Origin of the sequence: Mesorhizobium sp. CA7, assembly GCF_020165015.1 — a bacterium.
Taxonomy (GTDB): domain Bacteria; phylum Pseudomonadota; class Alphaproteobacteria; order Rhizobiales; family Rhizobiaceae; genus Mesorhizobium.
In genome coordinates, this window is sequence record NZ_JAIUHH010000002.1 from 374,904 (window position 1) to 392,073 (window position 17,170).

A 17,170-nucleotide genomic window follows, 5' to 3' on the forward strand; every position below is an offset into this window, starting at 1 on the left:
GCGCCGGACGACGAAGAAAGCAGTCACGGAAAGAGCATGACGATGAGCAATCTTGCCTACGACACGCCCGCGGAAACCGGCGACCTTTCGCAGCAGGACATCGCCGCCATGCAGGCGCTGCGCCCCGTGCCGCGCATTTCGATCCAGGCCTTCTGCGAGACCGAGGGGGTCGCCAACCCCGTCGAGCGCGCCGGCGAGGATCGTCGGATGGCCAAGGCCCATCTCAAGGTCCATATGGGCGGCATCCCGACCGCGATCGAGTTCTACCAGTCCGCGCCGACGCCGAACCTGATCCTGCTGGAATCGCGCAGCGAACCGCAGCAGCTGCTCGAACAGCTCGGCCAGCTCTCGGAATACTGTGATCCGTCCTCCAAGGTGGTGGTTATCGGCCACTACAACGATGTCGGGCTCTACCGCGAGCTGATCCGTTCGGGCATTTCCGAATATGTGATCGCGCCGGTCTCGATGACAGACATCGTCAGCGTCGTGTCGTCGATCTTCGTCGATCCGGATTCGGAGCCGATCGGCCGCTCGATCGCGTTCATCGGCGCCAAGGGCGGCGTCGGCTCCTCGACCATCGCTCACAATGTCGCCTGGGCGATGTCTTCCCTGTTCAAGTCCGAGGTCGTCATCGCCGATCTCGATCTCGCCTTCGGCACCGCCAACATCAATTTCGATCAGGATCCGGCGCAAGGCATCGCCGAGGCGGTGTTTTCACCAGAGCGGGTCGACGAGGTCTATCTCGACCGTCTGCTTGCGCAATGCGCCGAGCATCTGTCGTTGCTCGCGGCTCCCTCCACGCTCGAGCGCGTCTACGATTTCGACTCCGAGGCTTTCGCGCAGATCATAGAGACAGCGCAGCGCAGCGCGCCTCTGCTGGTCCTCGATGTCCCGCACGTCTGGAGCGGGTGGACCAAGAGCACGCTGATCAAGGCGGACGAGATCGTCATCACGGCCACGCCCGAGCTCGCAAATCTTCGCAACACCAAGAACATGGTGGACATGCTGAAGCGGCTGCGCCCGAACGATCCGCCGCCGAAGCTGATCATCAACCAGGCGGGCGTGCCGAAACGGCCCGAGATCGCGGCGTCCGATTTCGCCGAACCGCTCGGCATCACGCCGATGGCGGTGATCAACTTCGAACCGCTGCTGTTCGGCAACGCCGCCAACAACGGCCGCATGCTCTCCGAGATGGACGCCAAGAGCCCGGTCGTGACCACCATCAATGAGATAGCGCATGTGCTGACCGGACGCAGCGAAATCAAGGCAAGGAAGAAAGCAGGCCTGGGCTCGATCCTCGGCAAGCTCTCGCGCAACAAGAAGTGACGCTGATTGAGCGGCATCGGGTAGTCGATCATGTTTGGTAAAAGAGGCAAAGACGACGGCAGCCGGGCAACGCCCGAATTCCGTCCGCCGGCATCCGCTCCCGCCGCCGCTCCAACCGGGACGATGACGGCCGAACGACCGGCCGCGCCGCCGTCCGGCACGCCGGCCACGCCGCCGGCGCGCCGGCCCGTCGAGCCGCCGCCTATGGCGCCGGAGCCGCCAAGAAGGGTCCAGCGCGAGCGCTCCGAGACCTATTACGACACCAAAAGCCAGGTGTTTTCGGCGCTCATCGACACGATCGACCTGTCGCAGCTCGCCAAGCTCGATCCCGAAAGCGCGCGCGAAGAAATCCGCGACATCGTAAATGACATCATCGCGATCAAGAACTTCGCGATGTCGATCTCCGAGCAGGAAGAACTGCTCGAGGACATCTGCAACGATGTTCTGGGCTATGGACCGCTGGAGCCGTTGCTTGCCCGCGACGACATAGCCGACATCATGGTCAACGGCTCCAAGAACGTCTACATCGAAGTCAATGGCAAGGTCGAACAGACCGGCGTCCGTTTCCGCGACAACCAGCAGCTGCTCAACATCTGCCAGCGCATCGTCAGCCAGGTCGGCCGCCGCGTCGACGAATCGAGCCCGATCTGCGACGCACGCCTGCCCGACGGCTCGCGCGTCAACGTCATCGCGCCGCCGCTGTCGATCGACGGCACCGCGCTCACCATCCGCAAGTTCAAGAAGGACAAGCTGACGCTGGACCAGCTGGTCAAGTTCGGCGCCATCTCGCCGCAAGGCGCGGAAATCCTCAAGATCATAGGCCGCGTCCGCTGCAATGTCGTCATCTCGGGCGGCACGGGCTCCGGCAAGACGACGCTGCTCAACTGTCTGACCAACTATATCGACCGCGAGGAGCGCGTCATCACCTGTGAGGATTCGGCGGAACTACAGCTGCAGCAGCCGCATGTGGTCCGTCTCGAAACCCGGCCGCCCAATCTGGAGGGCGAAGGTGAGGTGACCATGCGCGACCTGGTCAAGAACTGCCTGCGTATGCGGCCGGAGCGGATCATCGTCGGCGAAGTGCGCGGACCGGAGGTGTTCGACCTGCTGCAGGCGATGAATACCGGTCACGACGGCTCGATGGGGACGATCCACTCGAACAGCCCGCGCGAATGCCTCAATCGTATCGAATCGATGATCGCCATGGGCGGCTATTCCCTGCCGCAGCGGACGGTGCGTGAGATCGTCGTCGGCTCGATCGACGTGATCATCCAGGCGGCTCGCCTGCGCGATGGCTCACGCCGCATCACCCACATCACCGAGGTGGTCGGCATGGAAGGCGATGTCATCATCACCCAGGATCTTGTGCTCTACAACATCAAGGGTGAAGACGCCGGCGGCCGGCTGGTCGGCGAGCATGTGTCGACAGGCATCGGCCGCCCGCATTTCTGGGACCGCGCCCGCTACTATGGCGAGGAGCAGCGCCTCGCCAATGCGCTCGAGGCGATGGAGAAACGCGCTGACTGATGCATCTGGAGGTTGGAAGCAATTCCAGGAAAGGCGTGATGCGGTCGGGTTCGGTGACTTCGCCGTAACTTTCCGTCAGCAATTGCGTCAAGGCAAAGAGACAGGACGGTTCGCCGTTTCCTTGGAACGGCGAAATGCCCTAGGGACCCCGGTCGATGTTCGGAATTGACACCACCGTACTGGCTTTCATCGTGCTTGCCGGCTTCAGCGCCGGCGCGGTGGCCTATGCTTTCCTGTTCACGCGCATCGACAACGAGAAGCAGGCCGGCAAACGGCTTCAGACCATCAAGACAGCCGAGACGGACCGGTCGGTGGTGAAAGCGACGCGCGACCGCGCCGCGGAGGCGGTCAAGCGGCGAAAAAATGTTCAGGACACGCTGAAGCAGCTCGACGAGAAGCAGAAGGCCAATGATCGCAACGTCAAGAAACCGCCGCTGAAGGTTCAGATCCGCCAAGCCGGCATGCAGGTTCCGATCGAGCGTTTCTATATCTATTCCGCTGTCTGCGGGATCATCCTGACGGCCGTTCTCTTTTTCCTCGGCGCGCCTCTATGGGCGCTGCCCGGTGCCCTGCTGGTAGGCGGCCTCGGCCTGCCGCGCTGGTTCGTGTCGTTTCGCCGCACACGTCGCACCAAGGCTTTCCTGGAAGAATTTCCGAACGCGCTCGACATCATCGTGCGCGCGGTCAAGTCCGGCCTGCCGCTCAACGATGCGATCCGCCTGATCGCCAACGAATCGCCCGAACCGGTCCGGTCCGAGTTCCGCCGCATCGTCGATTCCCAGCAGATGGGCATGTCGGTGCCCGACGCCGCCATGCGCATGCCCGAGACGATGCCGTGCAGCGAAGCCGGCTTCTTCGGCATCGTCATCCAGATTCAGTCGCAGGCCGGCGGCAACCTGTCCGAGGCGCTGGGCAACCTTTCGCGCGTCCTGCGCGACCGCAAGAAGATGAAGGCCAAGGTCCAGGCGCTGTCGATGGAAGCCAAGGCATCGGCCGTCATCATCGGCGCCTTGCCCTTCGTCGTCGCCTTCCTCGTCTATCTGTCGAGCCCGAACTACATCATGCCGCTGTTCACCACCAACGTCGGCAACCTGATCCTCGGCTGCTCGGGTGTGTGGATGTCGATCGGCATCCTGGTGATGCGCAAGATGATGAACTTCGAAGTGTAGGGGTGCGGATCCGGTGACAGAGCAGGTCGTCAAAACACTCACCGACCCTTCTTTCCTGATCGCGATGCTGGTCGGCATCGCCGTGTTCGCGACCATCTTCACGCTCATGCCGGCGTTCGGCGGCACGTCGCTCAAGTCGCGCATGAAAAGCGTGGCGCTCGAACGCGACAAAATGCGCGCCGAGCAGCGTGCGCGGCTGGCCAACGAGGCCGACCGCCGCCGCAAGGGCCTGCGCGAGGAACAGTCGATCGGCATGCGCAACATCGTCGACCGCCTGGATCTCAGGCGCGCGCTTGCCGATGAAAGCACGATCCAGAAGCTCAAGGTCGCGGGCTTCCGCGGCCAGAACCCGCTGACGCGCTTCCTCTTTTTCCGCCTGGTCCTGCCATTCGTCGGTTTTGCCTTGGCGGCCATCTATCTGTTCGTGCTCGGCGGCTTGCCGCAGCAGCCGGCCTTCATCAAGCTGTTCGTCTGTGTCGTTGTCGCCTATGGCGGCTTCTACGCGCCGATCCTCTACGTCAACAACCGCGCGACCAAGCGCAAGCAGTCGATCCAGCTGGCGTGGCCGGACGCGCTCGACCTGATGCTGATCTGCGTGGAATCCGGCATGTCGGTGGAAGCGGCCCTGCGCAGGGTTGCCGACGAGATCGGCGCGCAGTCGGTGGCGCTTGCCGAGGAATTCGTGCTCACCAATGCGGAGCTGTCCTATCTGCAGGACCGCAAGAACGCCTATGAGAACCTGGCAAGCCGCACCGGCCTGGAATCGGTAAAGTCGGTGTCCCAGGCCCTGGTCCAGGCCGAACGCTACGGCACGCCGGTGGCGCACGCGCTACGCGTGCTCGCCTCGGAAAGCCGCGACATGCGCATGAACGCCGCCGAGAAGAAGGCCGCGGCACTTCCGCCGAAGCTTACCGTGCCGATGATCCTGTTCTTCCTGCCGGTTCTGTTCGCCATCATTCTGGGACCGGCCGGCATCCAGGTCAGCCAGCGCGGCATCTTCGGCGACCAGCACAGCTCCTCGAGCCAGTAAAGCTTCCAGGAAAAGTGTTGAGCGGTTTTCCGTCCGGAATTGCGCAAAAACAAAGAGATAGGGCCGTTCGCTTCAAATCAAAAAGCCGCGCGGGATCCGGGCGACTTTTTTGATTTTAACGGTGGTCGATTTGGCAATGCCGTCCGGTCAGTTCGTGGCGACCTTCGCCTTGTCCTTGTCCTGATCCTTCAATTGGCTCCAGGCGTTCTGCTGGGCAAGCATCTGGCGCAGGTAGGCGACGTTGGCCTGCGCCTGTTCGGGCGACAGTTCCTGCGAGGCGATCTTCTCGGCTTCGTCGAAGCGGCCCTGCAGGCCGACGACCAGCGCGAGGTTCTGCCGCACCCTGCTGTCGGCGCCGGGCTGCTGCGCGGCCGCGCGCATATAGGTTTCTGCCGTGCGCAGGTCGCCTTCGAGCACATAGGACATGCCGAGATTGGACAGCACCGAAGGCTCGTTCGGCTTCAGTTCCAGTGCCTTGCGATAGTCTTGCCGCGCTTCGTCTTTCTGTCCCATCTGGTCGAGAATGGCGGCTTCCGCCGACACTAGCTTCCAGTCCGGATATTCGGGCGTCTGCGCGCGCCGCACGGCATCGAGCGCCGGTTCGAACTGGCCGTTGGCGGCGAGCGCCTTGCCATAGGCCGCAAGCACCTCGCGATCCTTGGGATAGGCGATCGCCAGCTTGCGCATCACCGCCAGCGACTGGTCGGCATCGCCGTCCATCTGCAGTGCCGCCGCGAAATTCATCGCGATGCGCTTGTCGCCCGGATTGCGGGCATAGGACTGGCCGAGCCTGGACGTGGCGGTACGCAATTCGCCGGACGACATCGTTTCCAGCGGCCTGCTGTCGGAGCGGGAGATGGAGCCCGTGGTGAACTTGCTGGTGCTGCCGCAACCCGCCACGCTGGCCGCCAGCGCCGCCATGAAAGCCGTGGTGATCAGACGCTTGGCTGTAAGGTTCAACGCTTCGGTCGGCATCGGCGCCCGGTCTCCATTCCTGTGCGGCCATTGGCTGGCCGTCTTCCCTCCGGCAGAAATATTCTGTTAACCCTAACGGACCGTTAAGAAGCGCCGACTCGAACTGTTCGGCCGGAGATCATCGCATGCCTGTCGAACTGGTTGAGCAGAAGCCGGAAGCCGCCTTGCCTGTCTATCTGGTGGCGAAGGACGCCCTTGAAGCCGCGGCACTGCCGCCCTCCGCCATCGCCTGGGCAAGGGCCAACGGTTTTTCCGGCGAAGCAGGGCGCACGCTGGTCTTGCCGGGCGAGGGTGGCGGCCTTGCCGGCGCGTTGTTCGGCACAGGCGATGGCGAGAGCGTTCTTGCCCTCGGCGCGCTCGCAAGGGCGTTGCCGGGGGGCGACTGGCATTTCGCGTCGCGCCCGGCGCAACCCGATCTCGCGGCGCTCGCGCTTGTCCTCGGCGGCTATGTCTTTACTCGCTACGGCAAGAAGCCCGGCAAGGCTGTGCGCTTCGCGCTGCCGGAGGGCGGCGACGCGGCGCATGTCCGCCGTATCGCCGACAGCGTGTTCCTGACACGCGACCTCGTCAACACGCCAACCAGCGACCTCGGTCCGGTCGAACTGGAAGAAGCCGCCCGAAAACTGGCGACCGCCCATGGCGCCGATATCTCGGTGATCCATGGCGACGATCTCCTGATGCGGAATTTCCCGATGATCCACGCCGTGGGTCGGGCCTCCACCGGCGCGCCGCGGCTGATCGACCTGAGCTGGGGACCGGGCGACGCGCCGAAGGTGACGCTGGTCGGCAAGGGCGTCTGCTTCGACACCGGCGGCCTCGACATCAAGCCGTCGTCGGGCATGCTTTTGATGAAGAAGGATATGGGCGGCGCCGCCAACGTGCTGGGTCTCGCCGCCATGATCATGGCGGCGAGACTGAATGTCCGGCTGCGCGTGCTGATCCCCGCCGTCGAGAATTCGATCGCCGGCAATGCCTTCCGGCCCGGCGACGTGCTCAGGAGCCGCAAGGGCATCACGGTCGAGATCGGCAACACGGACGCCGAAGGCAGGCTGATCCTGGCCGACGCGCTGGCGCTGGCCGACGAGGAGCAGCCCGCTTTGCTAGTCGACATGGCGACGCTGACCGGAGCCGCCCGCGTCGCGCTGGGGCCCGATCTGCCGCCTTTCTACACCAACGACGAGACGCTTGCCTCCGACCTGGCCGCGGCGTCGGTCGCGGTCGAGGATCCACTGTGGCGCATGCCTTTGTGGCGCCCCTATGATGCAAAGCTTTCCTCGAAGATCGCTGACATCAACAATGTGACGACGGATGGCTTTGCCGGATCGATCACCGCCGCGCTTTTCCTCAAGCGCTTTGTCGAGAAGACTCACAGCTGGGCGCATTTCGACATCTTCGCCTGGAACCCGGCCGACCGACCCTACGGCCTGACCGGCGGCGAAGCGCAAGGCATTCGCGCGCTGGAGCGGATAATTACGCAGCGATTTGCCTAGGCCGGAAGACCAAGGTGGCAGATCGTCACTGAAACGGAACCGAAACAATTTGCCGGCATGCTTGGGCGATGTCGATCTCGATGCGCCCGAGCCAGGCCTTGCGACTGTGGCAGCAGGTGATGCTGGCCCAGGTGCGCGACGGCGAGCCCGATCTCACCATGCGCCAGACGGCTATCCTGTTCACCATCTATCTCGATCCGCCGCCCCATACGGTGCGCGGGCTGGCCGCCAAGCTCAACGTCACCAAGCCGGTCATCACCCGGGCGCTGGACACGATGGGCGCGCTGAAGCTGGTCTCGCGCCACCGCGACGAGCTCGACAAGCGCAACGTGCTGATCCGGCGCACGGTGGAAGGCGCGCTCTTTGTCGAGCGCTTCGGCGATGGTATCGTCGCCAGGGCGCACGAACTGCCCATCTGACCTCATTGTCCTTATCTGATATGACTGGATTATCGATTTGACCGCCAGGGATGCCCGCCTTCATGCCTTCCGCTCCGACCTTGCCGATGCGAGGCTGAAGGGCGAGGTCGCCGCCGACCGCTTCGTCACCGGCCGCCCGGCGCGGATCACGGCCGCTGTCGCCGACCTGCGCAAGGCGCCGCGCCCCGACGCGGGCGTCAACACGCAGGCGCTGTTCGGCGACGACGTGCTCGTCTTCGAGGATGCGGAAGGCTGGGCCTGGGTGCAGGCCGAGCGCGACGGCTATGTCGGCTATGTGGCCGACAATCTGATTGGGGCACGCGAACATGCGCCCACGCATGTCGTCTCCGTGCCGCGCACCTTCCTCTATCCCGGCCCCGATTTGCGTTTCCCGATCAGCGGGCAGCTGTCGATGGGGTCGACCGTGATGGTGACCGGCTCGGCCGAAACGCGCGGCACGCATTATGCGCTGCTGCCCTCCGGCCAGGCGGTCATCGCCGGCCATCTGCGGCCGATCGCGGAACTGGCCGAGGACTACGTCACGGTCGCCGAGAGCTTCCTCGGCACGCCTTATCTCTGGGGCGGAGTCTCGGGCTTCGGCATCGACTGTTCCGGCCTCGTGCAGTTGGCGATGCGCATGACGGGCAAGGATGTCCTGCGCGACTCCGATATGCAGGCGGCGTCGATCGGCACGCCGTTTGAGCCGGGTCCGGACTATTCAGGTCTCCGGCGCGGCGATCTCGTCTTCTGGAAAGGCCACGTCGCGATCATGACCGACGAAAGAGACATGATCCACGCCAACGGCCACACCATGCTGGTCTCGCGCGAGGGCCTTAAAGAGGCTGTCGACCGCATCGGCTATCTTTATGGCGGTCCGACTGGGTTTCGGAGGCCGTAGCGCCAGCCTCCCCTTCTCCCCTTGTGGGAGAAGGTGGATCGGCGCGCAGCGCCGAGACGGATGAGGGGTGCTGGACGGATCGCTACGTTGAAGAGCTAAGCGTCTTTAGCACCTTTATCTAGTCAGGTCTCGTTTCTTCCAGCACCCCTCATCCGTCTTTGCCGCTACGCGGCAATCCACCTTCCCCCACAAGGGGGAGGAAGAATCGCGCTGATCCCCTTTTGTTCCGATTTTCCTTGGCGATTGCTTGCCGCCGCGCTACCTCTTGCGCGTGACCGAGCAGCCGCGCCTTGCCGAGCAGAATGCCGCCGTCCTGCTGCCTGAGCCATTCGTCAGATGGTTCGGCGAAAAGGGCTGGTCGCCGCGCGTCCATCAGCTCGAGCTGCTGGCGAAGGCTCAAAGCGGCCAGTCGGTGCTGCTGATCGCGCCGACCGGCGCCGGCAAGACGCTGGCCGGCTTCCTGCCGTCGCTGACCGAGCTGGCCAGCCGTCCCAAGCGAAAGCCAGGCGAGGCCCGCCGTGGCATCCACACACTCTACATTTCGCCGCTGAAAGCGCTGGCCGTCGACATCGAGCGCAATCTCGGCAAGCCGGTCGAGGAGATCGGCCTGCCTGTCACCATCGAGACGCGCACCGGCGACACGCCTTCGCACAAGCGCCAGCGGCAAAAGCTGGCGCCGCCCGACATCCTGCTCACCACGCCCGAGCAACTCGCCTTGCTGATCGCTTCGAACGACGCAAAGCGCTTCTTCGAGGACCTGCGCTATGTCGTGCTCGACGAATTGCATTCGCTTGTCACCTCGAAGCGCGGGCATCTGCTGGCGCTTGGCCTTGCACGATTGCGCGCTTTTGTGCCCGGGTTGCAGACCATAGGCCTGTCGGCGACCGTGGCCGAGCCGGACGAGTTGCGTCGCTGGCTGGTAAGCCAGGCTTCTCCAGGCGCCATGTCCGAGCTCATCGTCGTGACCGGCGGCGCGAAGCCCGAGATATCGATCCTCGACTCGGAAGAGCGGGTGCCCTGGGCCGGTCACTCCGCCCGCTACGCCACGCCTGAGATCTACCGCGAGATCAAGCGGCACAAGACCACGCTGCTGTTCGTCAACACGCGCAGCCAGGCCGAGCTGTTGTTCCAGGAGCTATGGCGCGTCAATGAAGACACGCTGCCGATCGCGCTTCATCACGGATCGCTTGATGTCGCCCAGCGCCGCCGCGTCGAGAAGGCCATGGGCGAAAACGCGTTGCGCGCCATCGTCGCCACCTCGACATTGGATCTCGGCATCGACTGGGGCGATGTCGATCTGGTCGTGCATGTCGGCGCACCGAAAGGCGCCAGCCGGCTCGCGCAGCGCATCGGCCGTGCCAACCATCGCATGGACGAGCCGTCGAAAGCAATCCTGATTCCCGCGAACCGTTTCGAGGTGCTGGAATGCCGGGCGGCGCTCGATGCCAATTATCTCGGCGCCCAGGACACGCCGCCGCTGGTCAATGGCGGGCTCGACGTGCTGGCCCAGCATGTGCTGGGCTGCGCCTGCGGCGCGCCGTTCCATGCCGATGTGCTCTTCGAGGAGATACGGACGGCCGCGCCTTACGTCAGCCTGGACAGGCCGACATTCGATCGGGTCATCGACTTCGTCGCCACCGGCGGCTACGCGCTGAGAAATTACGAGCGCTATGCCCGCATCCGTCAGACCAAGGAAGGCTTATGGCGGGTTTCAAATCCGGCCGTCGCCCAGCAATACAGGCTGAATGTCGGCACCATCATCGAAGTGCCGGCGCTCAATGTGCGCTACGTCCAGGCCGGCAGCAGAGGAGCGGCCTCGCGCGGCGGCAGGGTGCTGGGAAAGATCGAGGAAGCGTTTCTGGAGACTTTGACCCACGGCGACACCTTCATGTTTGGTGGCAAGATCCTGCGCTTCGAAGGCATTCGCGAGAACGAGTGCTTCGTCTCGAACGCACCGGGCAGTGACGCGAAGGTGCCCTATTATGGCGGCGGCAAATTCCCGCTTTCGACCTATCTCGCCGAGCAGGTGCGGGCCATGCTCGACGACCCGCAACGCTGGAAGAAACTGCCTGAGCAGGTCGCTGACTGGTTAAGATTTCAGGCGGACAAGTCCGTTTTGCCGAAACGCGATGATCTGCTGATCGAGACTTTTCCACGCGGCAACCGCTATTACCTCGTCGCCTATCCCTTCGAAGGCAGGCTTGCCCATCAGACGCTGGGCATGCTGCTCACCCGCCGGCTGGATCGGGCGGGCGCGAAGCCAGTCGGTTTCGTGGCCACCGATTACGCGCTGGCCATCTGGTCGCTGGCCGACATGGGCTGGATGTTCAAGAACAGAAAACCGTCGCTGGCCACGCTATTCGATCAGGACATGCTGGGCGATGATCTCGAAGCCTGGTTCGCCGACAGCTGGCTGCTGAAGCGCACCTTCCGCAACTGCGCGCTGATTTCCGGATTGATCGAGAAGCGCCACCCAGGCAAGGAAAAAAGCGGCCGCCAGGTCACCGTGTCGACAGACCTGATCTATGACGTGTTGCGCAGCCATGAACCCGACCATATTCTGCTGCAGGCCACCCGTACGGATGCCGCGACCGGGTTGCTCGATGTCAGCAGACTTGCCGAGATGCTCTCGCGCATCCGCGGTCGAATCATGCATAAGAACCTTGAGCAGATATCGCCGTTGGCCGTGCCGATCATGCTTGAAATCGGCAAGATGCCGGTGAATGGCGAGGCAGACGAGACGCTGCTGATGGATGCCGCCACGCTCGTCGAAGAGGCCATGGGGCCGGAGATGGCGGACTGAAAGAAGGCCTAAGAGGGGATGAATTTTTCGCTGTCGCGCGCAACGCTGATCGCCGAGGCCGACCCTGTCGGCATCGCCGGCGAGCGCGCGGTCTGCGACCGGCGCGGCGTGCTCTATTTCCCCGATCTGCGGCTGCTCGCGGTCTCCGATCTGCATCTCGAAAAAGGCTCTTCTTTCGCCAGGCGCGGCGCGCTGATCCCGCCTTACGACACCGGGGCCACCCTGCTGCGGCTTCAGGCGGTGATCGCCGACTATCAGCCGCGCATCGTCGTCAGCCTGGGCGATTCCTTCCATGACGGCGGCGGTGCCGAGCGCATGCATCTGAGTTTCCGCGAAAGGCTGGAGGCGATGATGGCCGGCCGCGACTGGTTCTGGGTCGCCGGCAACCACGACCCGGATGCGCCAGCCGACCTGCCGGGCGAGACCGTGCGGGAACTCGCCATCGGCTCGCTGCTCTTCCGTCACGAGCCGTCGAAGGTCCGGGTGGAGGGCGAGATATCAGGCCACCTCCATCCGTGCGCGCGCATCGTTCAGCGCGGGCGCTCGGTCAGGCGGCGCTGCTTTGCCGGCGATGGCGGCCGCATGATCATGCCGGCCTTCGGCGCCTATACCGGCTCGCTCAACGTTCTCGACCGCGCCTATGCCGGCCTGTTCCGGCTGGAGACGCTAATGGCCTATATGCTGGGCGCCGAACGCATTTTTGCTATCTCCGGCTCGATGCTCAGGCCGGGCTGAAACTTACTCCCTGCCGTAATAGAGGGTGACCGTGTGCTTCGCCTCGGCGAAGAACAGCCAGCGCTCGACCAGCATGCCGGCGAGTTGCGCGACGGCTGCAAGCATGGACGCAATTGCGCTTAAGGGCCTTGGCAGGAAGTACGCGATCGCCAGCAGAATGGCTGGCACTGCGAATGCCAGCGCCTGCGTGATCAGCCGCAACTTGGCGCTATGCTTGCGCGCGATGCGGAATCCCATTTCCTTCAGCAGATAGTTCTCTTCCGTGTGCGGCCACTCGATGGAACGCACCGTGCCGCCGGCAAGGCCGGTCGCTGTGTTGGCGGTGGTCGGGATTTCCAGCCGGTCATTGTAGCGCCAAGTCGCAAGCTTCCAGCCCCAGCCGGCGAGCGTGGCAAGCAGAGCCCAGATCGGCATCGCCGTTGAACCCAGCTTGAACCCCTGGAGCAAGGCGTTGGCGAGAACGCTTCCGGTCATCATCGCGAAGATGAGATAGGCCGGCAAAGTATAGCGACTGTGCCACTGCGCGATCGGCTTCAACGAAGCATAGATCATGGCGGTCGTGCAGATTGTCACGACCGCGCCTGCCGCCGCCAGCAGGCCGGCGATCGCTACCCAGCCGCCGCTCCTGCCGAGCAACACCCAGCCGATGCCGAACAGGCCGGCCGGAATGAAGGTGGCGACCGAGGCCACGCCTTCGCGCGACAGCCACGAGCTGCGCCATTGCGAGAAAGCGCGCCAGGCTCGCTCAGGGCGGCCAAGATGGCCGGTCGAGGACAACAGGCCGGCCGCGATCAGGCCGAGCGCCAGCCCCATGCCGACAAGGCCAAGCCAGAAATCGGCCGGGATCACGCCAAATCCGCCAAGCAGGCCGAGCAGTGCCAGCAGGCCGTAGCCGGCGCCGGTGGCAGTGGTGAAGAAGACGACCGAGAAGGCGGGATGCATGATCAGTTCGAAAGCATGCGGTCGATCCAGCCGAGGAAGCCGCCCTCGGCCCGGATCGGCTCCAGCGCCGGCGCGTCCAGCTTCGCCGCACGTTGGCTACGGGCGCGCGGCGGCAAATATCTGTTGGTCGGCTTGTAGCCGAGCTCCGGCATTAACGCGACGCCGCCACGCTCCTCGACAAGCTGCGAAATCGCCGAGGCCGGATCGCCGAGGTCGCCGAAATGCCGGGCGCTGGTCGGGCAGGCGGCGACGCAGGCGGGCACCCGGTCCTCCTCAGCCAGATTGTCGTTGTAGATCCGATCGACGCAGAGCGTGCATTTCTTCATCACGCCGACATCGGTGTCGAATTCACGCGCGCCGTAAGGACAGGCCCAACTGCACAATTTGCAGCCGATGCACTTGTCCTCGTCGACCAGCACGATGCCGTCCGAGGCACGCTTGTAGGAGGCGCCGGTCGGGCAGACGGTGACGCAGGCCGGCTGCTCGCAATGCAGGCAGGAGCGCGGGAAGTTCACCGTGCGGTCGCCCTGTTCGGTCGTGTGCTCGTAACTATGCACCCGGTTGAACCAGACGCCGTCGACATGCCCGCCATAGGGATCGATGTCCGTCAGCGGCGCCATGTGGCCGCCAGTGTTCCACTCCTTGCAGGCGGTGACGCAGGCCTGGCAGCCGACGCAGGTGTCGAGGTCGATGACGAGGCCGAGTTTTTTCTCGGTTCGAGCGGGAAGACAGGTCATTCGGCGGCTTCCCTCTTCATGCGGAATTCCGTGCCGAAGCGAAGCACGTCAGGCGATGGCTCGAAATGCGGTGGCTGTGCAAAACGCTCGAAATGCGGCTCGGTGAAGCCGGCTTCCTCCGCCGCGCATTTGACGATCCGCACGCGCACGTCAAACCACGCGGCCTGTCCGGTGACCGGATCGGAATTCGAATAGCGCTTGCCGTTGGCATCGGCCGCCGTCTGGTCGCCGATGATATGGTTGAGCAGGAAACCGCGATTGCTCTCCGCCGCATCGTCCTTCAGGCCCCAGCTGCCGCGCCGCTTGCCGATCGCGTTCCAGGTCCACACCGTGTCCGGGTTCACGCCGTCGATCAGCTTGATCTGGCCTTTCACCCTTCCGTTGACGCTTTCGATCCACACCCAGTCGTCGTCGGAAAGGCCAAGCTCGGTGGCGGTCTGCCTATGCACGAACAGCCGGTTCTGGCTGGTGATCTGCCGCAGCCACGCATTCTGCGATCCCCAGGAATGGTACATGTGCATCGGCCGCTGCGTCAGCGCATGCAGAGGATATTTTTGCAGGTCGACGGTGCTGTCCTCGAAGGGCGCGTACCAGAAGGGCAGCGGGTCCATATAGGCCTCGATGCGGCCGCGCTCGGCGTCCGGCGGCTGCACCTCGCCATGGCCGCGCCCGGCAAGCCTGAACCGCTGCATCGGCTCCGAGTAGAGCTGGAAGACGATAGGCTCGCCCTTGGAAATGAAACCCATCTCTACGGCGAAGTCGAGATAGGCACGGTTGCCCATCTTGTAATAGCGCTGCTCGTCGGAAAAATCGTGGTGCCAGAAGCCGCCATTGTCGATGTAGCGCTGCAGCTGGTTGGGGTTGACGTCGCCCCTGCCGATCGAGCCGCCATTCTCGCCGCGCCAGCCGGCCAAAGGGCCGATGCCGGGCGTGCGCTCGTGGTTGACGATGTAGTCGGCATAGTCGCGGTATTTGGCTGAGCCGTCCTCGTCGACAAAGCCCGGCAGACCAAGCCGCGCGCCGAGCTCGATCAGCACCGACTGGAACGGCCGCACGTCGCGGTCCGGTTGCACCACGGGATGGCGGATGGCGTCGCCCGGACCGTCGGCATGGCTGATCGGCCGGTCGAGCAGGCTGATGCAGTCGTGCCGCTCGAGATAGGTGGTGTCGGGCAGCACCAGGTCGGCGAAAGCCACCGTTTCGGAATAATAGGCGTCGGAATAGATGATGAAGGGGATCTTGTAGGCGCCCGCCTCGTCCTTGTCGGTCAGCATACGAACGGTCTCGACCGTATTCATCGACGAGTTCCACGCCATGTTCGACATGTACGTCATCAGTGTGTCGATCGGATAAGGATCGCCGGCCCAGGCATTGCGGATGACCGAGTGCATCAGCCCGTGCGCGGCCAGGGGTGCTTCCCAGGAATAGGCCTTGTCTATGCGGGTGGGCCGGCCGGCCTCGTCGACGAGAAGATCGTCCGGGCCGCAGACGAAGCCGAGCGGCATGCCGTCGAGCGGCGTCATCGGCCGAACGTTTTTTCCGCATGGCTTCGGCTCCGGCGGCGCCGGGCGCGGGTAGGGCGGCTTGAAACGGAAACCGCCCGGAACGTCCACCGTGCCGAGCAGCACCTGCAGGAGGTGGATGGCGCGGCAGGTGTGAAAACCGTTGGAATGGGCCGAGATGCCGCGCATGGCATGCATCGAGACGGGTCGTCCCTTGATCGTCTCGTGTCGCCGGCCGGCCCAATCGGTCCAGGCGATCGGCAGCTCGATCGGCTGCTCGAAGGCGACATGCGCCAGCTCCGCCGCGATCCGCCGGATCGTGTCGGCGGTGACGCCGCAGCGCGCCGCCACGGCGTCCGGCGAATAGGTCTCGTCGAGATAGCGTTCGGCGATGAGCTGGAAGACAGGCACGCAACGCCGCCCGCCTGCCTCATAGCTGCCGGTCAGCGCCGGCTTGGCTTCGGGGTCGGCTGCATTGACCGGGCGCTTCGCCACTCTGTCCCAAGCCAGCGGATTGCCGTCGCCGTCTCGCACGAACAGGCCCTCGTCGGCGGTCCCCGGTTCCTGCACGACCAGCACGGGCGCGTTGGTGTAGCGCAGCAGATAGTCGAGATCGACGCGTCCGGCCTTGAGCAGTTCGTGGACGAGCGCCAGCACGAACAGGCCGTCGGTGCCGGGGCGAATGCCGATCCAGTCGTCGGCGATGGCATTGTAGCCGGTGCGGCAGGGATTGATCGAAACCACCTTGGCGCCGCGCGCCTTAAGCTTGCCGAGGCCGATCTTGATCGGGTTGGAATCGTGGTCTTCGGCGACGCCGAACAGCATGAAGTATCTGGTGTTGTCCCAGTCGGGCTCGCCGAATTCCCAGAACGAGCCGCCGATCGTATAGAGGCCGCCGGCCGCCATGTTGACGGAGCAGAAACCGCCATGCGCAGCGAAATTGGGCGTGCCGAACTTCGATGCCCACCAGCCGGTCAGCGATTGCGACTGGTCGCGCCCGGTGAAGAAGGCGAGTTTTTTTGGATCGGTGCGGCGGATCGCCGACAGCCTTTCGGTGGCGATGGTCAGCGCTTCGTCCCACTCGATCTCGCGGAACTCGCCGGAGCCGCGCGGACCTGTGCGCAGCAACGGCTTCTTCAGCCGCGCCGGGCTGTAATGCTGCATGATGCCGGCGCTGCCCTTGCCGCAGATCACGCCCCGGTTCACCGGATGGTCTTTGTTGCCGTTGATGTAGCGGACCTTGCCGTCCTTGATGTGGACGTCGATGCCGCAACGGCAGGCGCACATGTAGCAGGTGGTCTTGGCGATGCGGTCGGAGACGCTTGGCGAGGTCTCGACGCCGTCACCCTCCTCCGGCGCTCGGCTGTCGGCCAGCGGCCGCTGCGAGGGGGCGGAATTGGCGCCGCGCGGCGCGCCGGGATTCATGATCCGCGAACGCTCTTGCCGCTCGCCGTCTTGGCCTTCGTCTTGGGACCCGGGCCGCGCATATAGTGGAGCTCGGGATGATAGCGCTCGCCGGCGAGCTGCCGCTTCAGACGGCGGTTCCAATGCGCGAACAAGGATTTGAAGCGTCCGATCATTTCAACCCTTGGCGGAAATGCAGCTAATTTTTTCCAA

At 64.3% G+C, this 17,170-nt stretch carries 14 protein-coding genes; 9 read left to right on the top strand and 5 right to left on the bottom strand.

Going from position 1 to position 17,170, the window contains the following annotated elements; genetic code table 11:
- Positions 1-42 precede the first annotated feature (42 nt).
- The 4 genes from LB552_RS06545 to LB552_RS06560 all read left to right on the top strand — a co-directional run bounded on the left by LB552_RS06545 (position 43) and on the right by LB552_RS06560 (position 5,052).
- Positions 43-1,326 (top strand): CpaE family protein, encoded by a 1,284-nt coding sequence (locus LB552_RS06545; protein WP_411965673.1) that lies wholly within the window; start codon positions 43-45, stop codon positions 1,324-1,326.
- 30 nt (positions 1,327-1,356) lie between these two features.
- A complete protein-coding gene (locus LB552_RS06550) occupies positions 1,357-2,853 on the top strand; it encodes a CpaF family protein (RefSeq protein WP_224602978.1) in 1,497 nt (498 codons plus the stop codon).
- 155 nt (positions 2,854-3,008) lie between these two features.
- Positions 3,009-4,022 (top strand): type II secretion system F family protein, encoded by a 1,014-nt coding sequence (locus LB552_RS06555; RefSeq protein WP_095765926.1) that lies wholly within the window; start codon positions 3,009-3,011, stop codon positions 4,020-4,022.
- Between the two features lie 13 nt (positions 4,023-4,035).
- On the top strand, positions 4,036-5,052 hold the full coding sequence (locus tag LB552_RS06560; protein ID WP_224602988.1) for a type II secretion system F family protein: 1,017 nt from the start codon (positions 4,036-4,038) through the stop codon (positions 5,050-5,052).
- 147 nt (positions 5,053-5,199) lie between these two features.
- Here the strand turns inward: LB552_RS06560 and LB552_RS06565 are convergent, their stop codons facing one another.
- The gene (locus LB552_RS06565; RefSeq protein ID WP_224602990.1) at positions 5,200-6,027 is read right to left on the bottom strand and encodes a tetratricopeptide repeat protein; all 828 of its coding nucleotides are present in this window, start codon (positions 6,025-6,027) and stop codon (positions 5,200-5,202) included.
- Positions 6,028-6,152: 125 nt separating this feature from the next.
- Between LB552_RS06565 and LB552_RS06570 the strand changes: the two genes are divergently transcribed.
- From LB552_RS06570 to pdeM, 5 genes are all read left to right on the top strand, one after another.
- Positions 6,153-7,517 carry a leucyl aminopeptidase family protein gene (locus LB552_RS06570; RefSeq protein ID WP_224602992.1) on the top strand — a complete coding sequence of 455 codons (1,365 nt, stop codon included), beginning with the start codon at positions 6,153-6,155 and terminating at the stop codon, positions 7,515-7,517.
- A gap of 68 nt (positions 7,518-7,585) precedes the next feature.
- Complete coding sequence (locus LB552_RS06575; RefSeq protein ID WP_040985896.1) at positions 7,586-7,936, top strand: MarR family winged helix-turn-helix transcriptional regulator; 351 nt, start codon at positions 7,586-7,588, stop codon at positions 7,934-7,936.
- A 37-nt stretch (positions 7,937-7,973) separates the two neighbouring features.
- Positions 7,974-8,834 (top strand): NlpC/P60 family protein, encoded by an 861-nt coding sequence (locus LB552_RS06580; RefSeq protein WP_224602994.1) that lies wholly within the window; start codon positions 7,974-7,976, stop codon positions 8,832-8,834.
- 271 nt (positions 8,835-9,105) lie between these two features.
- On the top strand, positions 9,106-11,637 hold the full coding sequence (locus tag LB552_RS06585; RefSeq protein ID WP_224603402.1) for a ligase-associated DNA damage response DEXH box helicase: 2,532 nt from the start codon (positions 9,106-9,108) through the stop codon (positions 11,635-11,637).
- Between the two features lie 18 nt (positions 11,638-11,655).
- Complete coding sequence (gene pdeM, locus LB552_RS06590) at positions 11,656-12,372, top strand: ligase-associated DNA damage response endonuclease PdeM (RefSeq protein WP_095765921.1); 717 nt, start codon at positions 11,656-11,658, stop codon at positions 12,370-12,372.
- 3 nt (positions 12,373-12,375) lie between these two features.
- Here pdeM and LB552_RS06595 read toward each other — a convergent pair whose 3' ends face one another.
- The 4 genes from LB552_RS06595 to LB552_RS06610 are packed head-to-tail and all read right to left on the bottom strand — an operon-like array spanning position 12,376 to position 17,133.
- Positions 12,376-13,314: a dimethyl sulfoxide reductase anchor subunit family protein gene (locus LB552_RS06595; RefSeq protein WP_224603004.1), complete on the bottom strand. Its 939-nt coding sequence runs from the start codon at positions 13,312-13,314 to the stop codon at positions 12,376-12,378.
- 2 nt (positions 13,315-13,316) lie between these two features.
- Positions 13,317-14,051: a 4Fe-4S dicluster domain-containing protein gene (locus tag LB552_RS06600; protein WP_224603006.1), complete on the bottom strand. Its 735-nt coding sequence runs from the start codon at positions 14,049-14,051 to the stop codon at positions 13,317-13,319.
- On the bottom strand, positions 14,048-16,978 hold the full coding sequence (locus LB552_RS06605) for a molybdopterin oxidoreductase family protein (protein WP_224603008.1): 2,931 nt from the start codon (positions 16,976-16,978) through the stop codon (positions 14,048-14,050). The genes LB552_RS06600 and LB552_RS06605 overlap by 4 nt, the downstream gene beginning before the upstream one ends.
- Positions 16,975-17,133, bottom strand: a complete 159-nt coding sequence (locus LB552_RS06610) for a hypothetical protein (RefSeq protein WP_224603010.1) — start codon at positions 17,131-17,133, stop codon at positions 16,975-16,977. Before LB552_RS06610 ends, LB552_RS06605 begins: the two co-directional genes overlap by 4 nt.
- Positions 17,134-17,170: the final 37 nt, after the last annotated feature.

Coding starts and splice junctions, on each gene's coding strand:
- LB552_RS06545 (WP_411965673.1), top strand. CDS start 43: ATGAGCAATCTTGCCTACGACACGCCCGCGGAAACCGGCGACCTTTCG.
- LB552_RS06550 (WP_224602978.1), top strand. CDS start 1,357: ATGTTTGGTAAAAGAGGCAAAGACGACGGCAGCCGGGCAACGCCCGAA.
- LB552_RS06555 (WP_095765926.1), top strand. CDS start 3,009: ATGTTCGGAATTGACACCACCGTACTGGCTTTCATCGTGCTTGCCGGC.
- LB552_RS06565 (WP_224602990.1), bottom strand. CDS start 6,027: ATGCCGACCGAAGCGTTGAACCTTACAGCCAAGCGTCTGATCACCACG.
- LB552_RS06570 (WP_224602992.1), top strand. CDS start 6,153: ATGCCTGTCGAACTGGTTGAGCAGAAGCCGGAAGCCGCCTTGCCTGTC.
- LB552_RS06575 (WP_040985896.1), top strand. CDS start 7,586: ATGTCGATCTCGATGCGCCCGAGCCAGGCCTTGCGACTGTGGCAGCAG.
- pdeM (WP_095765921.1), top strand. CDS start 11,656: ATGAATTTTTCGCTGTCGCGCGCAACGCTGATCGCCGAGGCCGACCCT.
- LB552_RS06595 (WP_224603004.1), bottom strand. CDS start 13,314: ATGCATCCCGCCTTCTCGGTCGTCTTCTTCACCACTGCCACCGGCGCC.
- LB552_RS06600 (WP_224603006.1), bottom strand. CDS start 14,051: ATGACCTGTCTTCCCGCTCGAACCGAGAAAAAACTCGGCCTCGTCATC.
- LB552_RS06605 (WP_224603008.1), bottom strand. CDS start 16,978: ATGAATCCCGGCGCGCCGCGCGGCGCCAATTCCGCCCCCTCGCAGCGG.
- LB552_RS06610 (WP_224603010.1), bottom strand. CDS start 17,133: ATGATCGGACGCTTCAAATCCTTGTTCGCGCATTGGAACCGCCGTCTG.